The 10,116-nt window shown below is 46.9% G+C and carries 9 protein-coding genes and 1 tRNA gene; 3 read left to right on the forward strand and 7 right to left on the reverse strand.

Annotation, left to right across the window (positions count from 1 at the left end):
* Window positions 1–29: 29 nt before the first annotated feature.
* Window positions 30–188, reverse strand: a complete 159-nt coding sequence (locus BLQ13_RS28510) for a hypothetical protein (protein ID WP_167375708.1) — start codon at window positions 186–188, stop codon at window positions 30–32.
* A gap of 184 nt (window positions 189–372) precedes the next feature.
* Here BLQ13_RS28510 and BLQ13_RS10780 point away from each other — a divergent pair, with 184 nt between their 5' ends.
* Window positions 373–1,038, forward strand: a complete 666-nt coding sequence (locus BLQ13_RS10780) for a DUF4097 family beta strand repeat-containing protein (protein WP_090918995.1) — start codon at window positions 373–375, stop codon at window positions 1,036–1,038.
* A gap of 168 nt (window positions 1,039–1,206) precedes the next feature.
* Here BLQ13_RS10780 and BLQ13_RS10785 read toward each other — a convergent pair whose 3' ends face one another.
* The 4 genes from BLQ13_RS10785 to BLQ13_RS10800 all read right to left on the reverse strand — a co-directional run bounded on the left by BLQ13_RS10785 (window position 1,207) and on the right by BLQ13_RS10800 (window position 6,946).
* Window positions 1,207–2,679, reverse strand: coding sequence for an MBL fold metallo-hydrolase (locus tag BLQ13_RS10785; protein ID WP_090918997.1), 1,473 nt, complete (start codon window positions 2,677–2,679; stop codon window positions 1,207–1,209).
* A complete protein-coding gene (locus BLQ13_RS10790) occupies window positions 2,676–4,346 on the reverse strand; it encodes an ABC transporter permease (protein WP_090919058.1) in 1,671 nt (556 codons plus the stop codon). Before BLQ13_RS10790 ends, BLQ13_RS10785 begins: the two co-directional genes overlap by 4 nt.
* Window positions 4,347–4,645: 299 nt before the next feature.
* On the reverse strand, window positions 4,646–5,722 hold the full coding sequence (locus BLQ13_RS10795) for an ABC transporter substrate-binding protein (protein ID WP_090918999.1): 1,077 nt from the start codon (window positions 5,720–5,722) through the stop codon (window positions 4,646–4,648).
* A 159-nt stretch (window positions 5,723–5,881) separates the two neighbouring features.
* Window positions 5,882–6,946, reverse strand: coding sequence for an ABC transporter ATP-binding protein (locus BLQ13_RS10800; protein WP_090919060.1), 1,065 nt, complete (start codon window positions 6,944–6,946; stop codon window positions 5,882–5,884).
* Between the two features lie 403 nt (window positions 6,947–7,349).
* Here BLQ13_RS10800 and BLQ13_RS10805 point away from each other — a divergent pair, with 403 nt between their 5' ends.
* Window positions 7,350–8,267: a LysR family transcriptional regulator gene (locus BLQ13_RS10805; protein WP_090919001.1), complete on the forward strand. Its 918-nt coding sequence runs from the start codon at window positions 7,350–7,352 to the stop codon at window positions 8,265–8,267.
* A 138-nt stretch (window positions 8,268–8,405) separates the two neighbouring features.
* The gene (locus tag BLQ13_RS10810; protein ID WP_090919003.1) at window positions 8,406–9,266 is read left to right on the forward strand and encodes a hypothetical protein; all 861 of its coding nucleotides are present in this window, start codon (window positions 8,406–8,408) and stop codon (window positions 9,264–9,266) included.
* Window positions 9,267–9,453: 187 nt separating this feature from the next.
* On the opposite strand, the gene BLQ13_RS10815 is transcribed toward BLQ13_RS10810, so the two are convergent.
* Window positions 9,454–9,888: a hypothetical protein gene (locus BLQ13_RS10815; protein ID WP_090919005.1), complete on the reverse strand. Its 435-nt coding sequence runs from the start codon at window positions 9,886–9,888 to the stop codon at window positions 9,454–9,456.
* Window positions 9,889–10,039: 151 nt separating this feature from the next.
* Window positions 10,040–10,110 (reverse strand) — tRNA-Gly (locus BLQ13_RS10820).
* Window positions 10,111–10,116: the final 6 nt, after the last annotated feature.

Here is a 10,116-nt window from a genome sequence, read left to right on the forward strand (position 1 = left end):
TCACCTCTCAGGCATCCTGTACAATTCGCTCAGGTGTCCTTGTTTTTCTGTTCTCCAGACCACACATATTTCAGAAGATAACCAGCACCCAATCCGATTAATACACCTGGAAATACATAATCCATGGTTAGTCCGATGCCTGCCCCGATGATAACACAACTGTATATGAGGACATCCCCAGTTTTCATGTTCACACCTCCTTCTATTTGCAAAACAAGACCTTTTTGACTTGAAACTATTATATAAAATGACGTAACGTTAGCTTCAACTCCTAATCATTATGCAAAAAAACTTGATCCTTACGTAACGTCATCTCGTACGATGGATGAACACACTCTGTTCCTAGTCCATTTCTTATTATGAGGTGATATAATGAAAAAAGTTTGGCCTGTATGGCTTTGTATGCTTCTCATTCTGGTATCCTGCAATCCGCCTCATGCCCCTTTTACAGACAATCAGACCATGCCGCTTGGTACAGCTAAAGTCATTTCTATTGATAACGGTAGTACTCCCGTAACCATAGAAACCGTATCCGGCCTTGATTCGTTGGAAGTGTCAAGCACTGCTCCCGATCGTAAACCTGCTTTCACAATAGAACGAAGCCAACAACACATTCGAATCGCAGCCAATAATCATCTGTTTCGTATCTTTAACTTGGCCAATAAGCCCGTCATGGTCGTCAAAATCCCTCTACATTATGAGGGAAGCCTGCAGATCAACAGTTCGTCCGGAACCGTAAACATCATTCGGCCTCAGAATAGTCTGGTAGTGGATGGAACTAGCGGCTCCATTGAACTGATCGCTGACCGTATTGTTTCAGATATTCGCCTTGCCTCCACCAGTGGTAAGATATCGCTAAGGATCGCGGAGCCTGCACCTGATGTAAGTTGGACACTCGAGTCCCGTAGCGGAAGGCGTTCTTTTGCTCTTGAATGGCAGCAGATGAACGAAAATAAACATATATCACAAGGGGTTACCGGTCAGGGAACATATCAAGTACACGTGATAACTCGATCAGGTAATATTCAGGTTCAATAAATAGAGCAGGCTATACCCCTTAGGACAGACACATCCCTAGGAAATTGAAAAATGAATGGATTAGCAATATGACAAAAAAGGCACACAAGGTGCCTTTTTGGCTGTTCAAGCTATTCTTTGTCCGTATCCTTTTCGAAATCAAAACTGAGGTGATCGTTAAGCTCTCCTTCAAAAGATTAACTCATCCCCTGGAGATAATAGATCAATATCTGTACCCGATCGAGATTGTCCAACGAGCAATCCCTGTCTTAGTCGCTCTGTCTCTGCAATATCGGTATGAACCAGCACGTTGTGCCGTGCAGAGACCCGGTTCAACATCCGCTCTACATCATTCCATCCTTGATGAACCTTGTATCGGACCTTTTCCACCCTGCATGTGCCGTATTGCTCAGAATTTTCGAGCAATTGATGTGCGAATGTACCGGTAGAAGTATGTCCCGTGAGCAAAATCAGATTTTGCATCTCGGGTGCCCACATTCCGTAATACCAGCGTGCGAGCGGAGACTGCATCATGCCATCCGGAATGAACCAGAGCGAAGCTTCATATTTTTCAAGCAACGTTGTCCGTTCTTCGGTTGTACTCACGCTTTCCCAGCCTTCTCCGCTCAGAAATGTTGCAATCCTATGAGCAGGTGCGCTTTCGGTGACTTCACCTTCCAGCTCTCTAAGCCAAAAAGATGCACGATGCAATTGCTTCATGCCATCTACAAGCCTCTGCTCCACAATCAAAGGTATATCTGCAAAACGTTGTTGTGCCCACAGAATCAGTTCCTGTCCTCTGCCAACCGCAGGCATGGGCAAGAGTACCTTACCACCTTGATGAAGAGCATTCTGGATGGCACTTTCCAGTTGCTGTAACTTGTCTGCCTGAGCATCACGATCTGTTCCATAGGCTGCATCAATAATAGCCAAATCCAGTCTGATGACAGATTCCATTTGCACTTCCAAAGGAGCATACTCCACGGCTTGCCTGCTACTCGTAACGGATGCGTTGCTGGACCAAGACAAACGTTGAGCTCCACCTGCCACAGAAGCAACGGGCATAACCTCTTTCAGTCTCTGCCTCTTCAGATCAGCCTGCCTGAATCCGTCAGCCACATCATCTGCCTGTAATAGAATAGATTCCAACGTGTAATCACCAGAGTACAGTATTCGCTTATCTTCCATTTCCAGCCCAAACCAGACTGATCCGGCCAAATGTCCAGTACGTCCCCACATGACCGATACACCAGGTAACAATTCAAACCAGTACTCACGCTCAGCCTCATCCTCTAAAAATCGATAGCGAATCTGTTTTTCATCTACTTCATCATAGGGCAAAGATTGACCTGCACGTTCCATATTGTTACGCCATGATCGAAAGTAAGTTGTTAACTGCTCTTTCGTCTCGCGTGTTGTCCACACTTCACCCGTATACCCCAGCTTGTAGAGTAGCGGGATGGCAACGGAGTGATCCTCATGGGCATGGGATAATAACACCGCATCCAGTTGTGGCACAATCTCCGGTTCGATGAGCGGATATTCGCCGTTGCCTTCTTTTTTCACACCACAGTCCAGCAACAGCCGGTAACGGCTCCCGCTAAGCAGATAGGCGGAACGTCCGTGCTCGCCCGCACCGCCCCATACATTCAGTTTGATCATGAAGGATTCCACTTTCTCTTTGAATTCAGCATTTCAATCCCCAGTAGCATCAGCACCGTCATTCCGACGGTTACCACAGCCATCGCCATACCAAGCGATACCTGACCCTGTTCAAACTGGGCAAAAATATACGTCGCCGACGTCTGCATCGACGGGGGAAGAATCAGAAGCGAGCCGACCAATTCTCGCGTCGCAATCGTAAAGGTCATCATCCAGCCCGCCAGCATACCGGGCAGAATCAGCGGAACTAGGATACGCCGCAGAATGTAAAGCGGCTTACCGCCAAACACCTGACCCGCCTGAAACAACGTGCCATCGATCTGGGTAAAGCTTGATTTTACATATTGCACGGTATATGGCAGGAACAGCACAACATAGGTGAGCACCACCATCCCATACGTGTTGTACAGCGTCACGGGCATCCAAGGCGAGTTCCAGAACAGAATCAGACCAACCACCATAACAATACCCGGCACCGTGTTTGGTAGCAGACTGAACAAGTCGATGACCCGCTGCATGAACGAAGATGACTTGCCAATGGCCAACGCAAACCCCGTACCAATGATTACTGCCACCGTAGAAGCTGCCAGAGATAATCCGAGACTGTTTCCGATCGCCTTCATGCTTACTGAACCCCAGGATAACAATTCCCGGTAGTGCTCCAATGTCAGATTGTCCAGCACAAGTCCTACTCCCCGTAGCTTCATCGTAGATGCCGCTATGATCGAGAAATACGGGATGCCGATGGATAGAATGAGCAAGATGGCAAGATATGCACCACATAACCATCCTGCCCACCCCCGCAAAGAATAGCGCTTCGAGCGTTGTCCTTTACCGCCTACCAACCGATATGTGAACTTCCGGCTGATTGCTGACTGCATGTACCACATAACCAGACAGACGGACAGCAACACCGATGCCAGTGAAGTCGCCTTACCGAAGTCGATCGGCCAGCTGGAGATGTATTTGTGAATCTCTGAAGTCATCACATAGTAGCCGATTTTGCGCCCAAAGGTCGCGGGTGTACCGAACTCCGCAATCGTTTTGACAAAAACAAGCATAATTCCCATCCCGTAAGATGACAGCAATAAGGGTAAAATAATCCGTCTGAATCGGTATCCGGCACGCCCACCGTGTACGGCTCCCGCTTCCTCCAAATTGCCGCCGATGCGGATTAACGCATCCCGTAGCAGCAAGTAGAGGAAGGGGAACAAGTGCAGGCTCATGATCATGACCATGCCCCAGAAGCTGAAGAACAGCTCCGTCCAGTTCGCAGAGGAGGGTATCCATTGCTGGAGGTATCCTCCTTTTTGCATAAACAGAATCCATCCCATCGAGCCGATATACGGCGGGGTCATGAACGGAATCATCAGGATGACATCCACCCAGCGGTGCTCTCCCATCCGGGTTTTGGACATCATCCAAGCGAGCGGTAACGCCAATAGCGTTGTCATCGCCACCACGCAGATGCCCAGCCACACGGAATTCAGCAACACACCGGATAGATGATGCCCCGTAATCGTACGCAGAGGCGCCATCCAATCCCATTGCCCGTTCGGGTACACACTTTGCCAGAAGATGAGTAACAGCGGCACACCAATGCTAATTGTCAGCAGAAAGAGGGCCAACACCACGCCCACTCTCCGAAAAATACGGTTGTTATCCATTACAACAGGTTTCACTTCGCTCACCTCACATGACTTTCCACATCAAGACAGCAGCATCACCTGTTGTCCACCGTTTCTGTATTTGTTCTTCCATAAGCTGAATAAAGATGATTTATACTAACACTCCGATGACAGAATAACCTTCCAATCGCTGTTATCCCCAGATTTTTTGATTCCCTTTATTAAAGGGAAAATCCGGTGATAAAGGCGAACGCTTCGCTTCTCCAGTTTTTTTCTGTCCTCTCCGTTTCTTTAAAAAATCTCATTAGTCAGCTTATCCATAGCACTCATACGTCCACTTATTTAAAGGTTTCGGAGAAACGTGCTGCGGTTTCATCACCATGCTCGCTCATCCAGTTCCAATCCACTTTCAGTTGCGGAATATCCTTCACATTGGCACGGTTGGTTGCTTCGATATCTTCACGTCCTGGAATCAGGTATGCATCAGTAACCAGCTTCTGTGCTTCATCCGACAACAGGTAGTCGATAAATGCTTTGGCATTCTCTACGTTAGGGCTGGATTTCAGAATGGCCGCCGGTCTTGGGCTGATCACTGTACCCTCTTCAGGGTATACGATATCCAGCGGTTCCCCTTTGGCTTTGGCGGAATAAGCCATATAGTCTACACCTGCTGCCACAATGCTTTTCGCACCCGTAATCACCGGGTCAAGGGCTTCCTGATTCGCTCCTGCCATCGCTACACCGTTCGCTTTGTAGGCGTCCAGCAGATCCCATCCTTTTTCACCATTGGCGCTCAGGTAACCTGTAATGAAATCAAGTGCGGAGCCAGATAGGGTCGGATCAGGAATATTCACTTTATCTTTCCATGCGGATGTTGCGAGTTCAGCCCAGCTTGTAGGCGGCGTTGCCACCAGTTTGCTGTTATACACGATGCCCAGTGCAGATGCACTACTGCTAAAATAGTTTCCGTCTGCATCCGACCATTCCTTATTCAGCTTGTCCGCATTCGCGGCTTCCGGATATGGCAATGTGAGTCCATCCGCTTTCAGAGCTTGTGCCGAAGGCAGTGAAGCCAGAATAACGACATCTGCTACCGGATTGGCTTTTTCCGCCTCCATACGAGCCAAAATCTTACCCGTCGTTCCCTGGAACATCTCGACCTCAATGCCTGTCATCGCTGTAAATCCATTCACGATATTGTCTGCCAGCTTCTGCGGCCCTGCACTGTACAATACCAGTTTGCCGCCTGCTGCTTTGTTCGGCGCTTCCGCTGCCGCTGCTGCATTTCCTTCCCCTGCGGGCTGTGCTGTGTTTCCAGTTGTTGTATTCCCCGTACTACATCCGAATAGACTCAGACTCATCACTGCTGTTAATAAAAGTGTTGCACTCTTTTTACTTGATTTCATACCGAACATGTCCATTCCAGCTCCCTTAGTTTCGAATTAGAGTATAACTGCAAGTGTTTGCTTCCATTTCTTCGATCATATCTTCTTTATTTTTTTCTGTTATTGTCTTTATTGCATTATGCTTCGCGTTTGAGAAAGCTTGTCGCTGTAGTTCCTGTAAGTCGCTATCTACCGAGCTGCGGCGATCACTTCTCGCTGTTTAGCACTAGCATTCTGATTCATATCCTGTTTCATATCCAGCTTTGGACTGCCCTCCTGGCTCTGCGCATCATGCATTCGGCAGATTCGTTCTGGCGATACATAGAGCTGAACTTTCTCTCCAACGCTTAATCTATGATTCGCATATGCTGTCCACACGCCCAGTCCTTCCATCTGCACACGTACCTCGTAGCGTTCTCCCACATAGCTGACGCTGAGAATAATTCCGGGGTAGCCCAGATCATCGTGGCTTGTTTTGTTCCAGGTGACATATTCCGGCCGAACCATGGATTCGTTTGGCGTAAGCCAATTGGACTTTCCGATAAACGATGCGACATAAGAGTCACTTGGCGCAGAGTAGATCGTTTCCGGGGTACCTTTTTGCAAAATCCGCCCCTTCTGCATCACCACGATCTCATCTGACATCGACATGGCCTCAATCTGATCATGTGTCACATACAGGGCAGTGAGTCCCATATCGCGTACCAGTGACATCATCTCAATCCGCATCTCTTCTCGCAGCACAGCATCCAGTGCACTCAGCGGCTCATCAAACAAGATAACACCCGGCTTCACCGCTACCGCCCTGGCAAAAGCAACCCGCTGCTGCTGTCCACCCGACAGCTGATGAGGATACCGATCTTCCATGCCTTGCAGGCGAACCATGCCAAGTGCTTCATTCACCTTTTGCCGCAGATCAGCCTTCTGTTTGCCTGCTTTCAAGCCAAAAGCTACATTTTCATATACCGTCATATGCGGCCATAATGCAAAATCCTGAAACACCATGCCCAGATTACGCTTGTGTGTCGGTGTATCAATCCGCTTTGCTGTAGAGTAGAAGTACTCCCCATCCGCACGAATCTCCCCCGCATCCGGCTGTTCCAGTCCGGCAATCATGCGGAGCAACGTCGTTTTGCCGCAACCCGAAGGGCCAAGCAAAGTGGTGAATTTTCCGTGTTCAAGCGTCAGATCGGTGGGCAATAGTGCAGGCGTTTGATGAAATGATTTTTGAATTCCTGTTAACTCCAGTTTCATAAGCACCCCTGCCTGTCCTCTTTACTAAACTTTTATTGCATATCCCTTGGACTACTCTCTTGTTTTACTCTGTTGTCGTGTTTCTCCGTTATTTCGATTTCTTCTGTTGCTGTTGCTATTGCTCTGGCTTAGCTTAGCTTATCTCGTTTATATTGCTCTGCTTGGGCTTATCCCTTTAAACTGCTCTTGTACTGTTTTCAGTCTAACGCTCGCTTTCGAGAGTTGTTTGTTATGTTTGTAAAATGAGAATTAACTTTTTAGATGAATTCTGTTGATGTTCATAGATTAAATCTATAGATAGACACGGTATGATCTTTAATTGAATTTTCTATGGGCTTTCTATGGAGGAATCGGATTATTATACATACCGCGAAGTTGTAGAACAGAGGAGTGTGGGAGAAACATGAACCTGATCAAATTACAAATTGTTGAACTGATCGACAAGTATCATCATATGACAAGTGTGGCCGAGATTCTGGGCATCAAGCAACCAACGGTTACATTTCATATGAAGTCACTGGAGGAAGAGATGGGGGTTCGTTTATTCGAATCTCGCAGTGGAAAAACATTTCTGACCGAAGCTGGACAAGCATTGCTTCACTATAGTGTAAAAATCAATGCCCTAACCCAGGAGGCCCGCCGCGTCGTCAAGGAATACGACAGCCTGTACCGGGGTACGCTCCATATTGGAGCAAGCTATGTTCCAGCTACCTATCTGCTACCCGCGATGCTTCATACATTTTCTCAAGAATTTCCGGGTATTCGGATGTTGTTGTCTGTCAAACCAGCCCCGGTTATCCGCGAGATGGTCATCCGGCATCAGCTTGATCTCGGTATTATCTCATCCGAGCCATTTGTTGGCCCGGTTTTACACGCCGAAACGCTGTGTGAGGACGATCTTGTGCTCATCTGCTCTCCCCATCATGTGCTGGCCCAGAAAGAATCCTTGCTACCTGAAGATATTGCCCAAGTGCCTTTTGCTCTACACGGTGATGAGTCCAGTACGCGAAGGCTGACCAACCACTGGCTTGTACAGCACGATATCCGGCTGCGGAGCACCGTGGAGATGGATTCCCTGGAAGCGATCAAACAGCTTGTGTTACTTGGCGGTCACATCTCCTTCATGTCGCGGATGGCCGTTCAGTGGGAGGAACAGCAGGGTCTTATTCAAGTGCTTCCCATTCCGGGAGAGCAGGCACCACGCCATATTTATACCGTTCATAACAAGGATCGCCACCCTTCTGTTCAGGTCAATCGGTTCATCGAAGTTCTACACGAAGTTATGAACACACAGCCTTTACTCCATCAGCCTATCGGTTGAACCTATATAAACTATCGCGGGTCATTCATGAAATCTATGCAAGGTTAACGTAATGTGCGCTTCCCGTTAATCGTATTCAGAAACTTGCACGGTAAAGTGGGGTCTGTACGTTAATCCAGATTAGGAGAGTGATTGGTTTTGAAAAAGTGGAAAAAAGTAACCGCCTCGTTGATGCTCAGCATCGTCACCCTGGGAAGTGGACTAACATTTCTGGATACGCCGCAGGCTTCAGCCGCTGCCAACGCCGTTCCCGCTTATGAAGTGAAGTTCCTCGCCAAGCCGGAGCTTGTGTTAAACGCCAATGGAACACCGCGCAGTGAGGTCATCCAGACCCTGGGGCTTAACGCTACACCACGAAATATCAATGTGGAGTACTTTGACACCAATGCTCTCGGATTGGATGCCCAAGGTTGGAACGTCCGTTTTCGCAAAAAGGATGATAAAAACAACTTCGAGTTAACCTACAAGAAGCGTTATCCTGTCATTAACGGGGATATCAATGCAGCACTGACACTTGCAAATCAGGAAGGCTTCGATTCATCAGATGATAACTACGAGGCCGAAATTGACTGGGGATATGGTAAACAAACACTTAGCTTCTCCAACACGAAAAAAGTAGACACCAAAACAACTGGCACACAGTTGCCTTCCGAAAAGGATGCCTTGAACCTGCTACTGGACAAGCTTCCCGGTAAATTAAAAAACTGGTCTGCCTCCAACTGGGGCAAACAACAACTTACACAGGCCCGTGCCTATGGCCCAATCACCTTCCAACGGTATGAAGGTACATGGAACGGTCAGGAGCTTACCCTGGAAGTATGGCCGATCCGCAACGCAGCAGGTACGGGTATTGAAAATATCGTCGAGGTTTCATTCAAAACAGATGACGCAGCAACCGTATCTGGTCTACGTAACCAATTACTACAATTGCTTCAAAACAAAAACTGGTTGATCCCTGCCGACGGTCTGAAAACACAGACCATCCTGGAACGGTATTAATGTAGAGCGATATGCAGTAGAAACAAAAGCTCCTCCTGCTTCTTTAGATAGAAGCAGGAGGAGCTTTTGATTTTCATCATATTTATCCGATAATTTAAAAATTAGCTTTCACAAGACAAATGTTCTTTTCCGGGGGATATATATTAACTATGTATATTCTACACCACTAAAACTAAGCAATCATGAATTACAATCGAATTACCCCATTACTTGAGTTATTAGTAAATAACTGCCTCTCGATCTCCCATAAAAATGTTTTAGCTACTGCAGACTTAAAAAAAGCTAATTTTATTTTTCGATGTCTGCCGTTCATATGATAACCAATAATCAGAAAACTTTGGAATTTCATTACTTCTCGTTGGTTAGGGTGATGTACGCCACTCACTTTACTTAGTGAAAGCTCGAATATTTGTTGATCTGCTTGTATGTATAAGTTTCCGTTACCTAGTAGTACATCCACTTTCTTACCCTCCGGCACCTGAGGTAGACCTGAATAATGAATTCCGACTGAATGTAAGGCTGCACCATATTTTTTCTTTAATCTGTTCGATTTTCTCGTTTGGGTAATTCCATAAATAATTATGGCGATCATCACAAAGACAAGGAATATAATAGGACCCATTTAACAACCTCCTGTAACTTTTCTACTTTTGATTAAGAATAGATTACCACAAAAACCCAACACAAAGTTCACTTGATCGGTATAAGGCAACTTATACACACTAAAAATAAAAAAAGAGTTCTTGCATAATGCAAGAACTCTTTGAATCGTAAGCGGGTGATGGGAATCGAACCCACGCTATTAGCTTGGAAGGCTAAAGTTCTACCATTGAACTACACCCGCATAAAC

It is taken from the genome of Paenibacillus polysaccharolyticus (genome assembly GCF_900102085.1).
Classification (GTDB): Bacteria; Bacillota; Bacilli; order Paenibacillales; family Paenibacillaceae; genus Paenibacillus; species Paenibacillus polysaccharolyticus.

Excerpts from the sequence above, each read along its gene's own strand:
- BLQ13_RS10800 (WP_090919060.1), bottom strand. The coding sequence starts at position 6,946 with ATGAAACTGGAGTTAACAGGAATTCAAAAATCATTTCATCAAACGCCT.
- BLQ13_RS10805 (WP_090919001.1), top strand. The coding sequence starts at position 7,350 with ATGAACCTGATCAAATTACAAATTGTTGAACTGATCGACAAGTATCAT.
- BLQ13_RS10815 (WP_090919005.1), bottom strand. The coding sequence starts at position 9,888 with ATGGGTCCTATTATATTCCTTGTCTTTGTGATGATCGCCATAATTATT.
- BLQ13_RS10795 (WP_090918999.1), bottom strand. The coding sequence starts at position 5,722 with ATGTTCGGTATGAAATCAAGTAAAAAGAGTGCAACACTTTTATTAACA.
- BLQ13_RS10790 (WP_090919058.1), bottom strand. The coding sequence starts at position 4,346 with ATGGATAACAACCGTATTTTTCGGAGAGTGGGCGTGGTGTTGGCCCTC.
- BLQ13_RS28510 (WP_167375708.1), bottom strand. The coding sequence starts at position 188 with ATGAAAACTGGGGATGTCCTCATATACAGTTGTGTTATCATCGGGGCA.
- BLQ13_RS10785 (WP_090918997.1), bottom strand. The coding sequence starts at position 2,679 with ATGATCAAACTGAATGTATGGGGCGGTGCGGGCGAGCACGGACGTTCC.
- BLQ13_RS10780 (WP_090918995.1), top strand. The coding sequence starts at position 373 with ATGAAAAAAGTTTGGCCTGTATGGCTTTGTATGCTTCTCATTCTGGTA.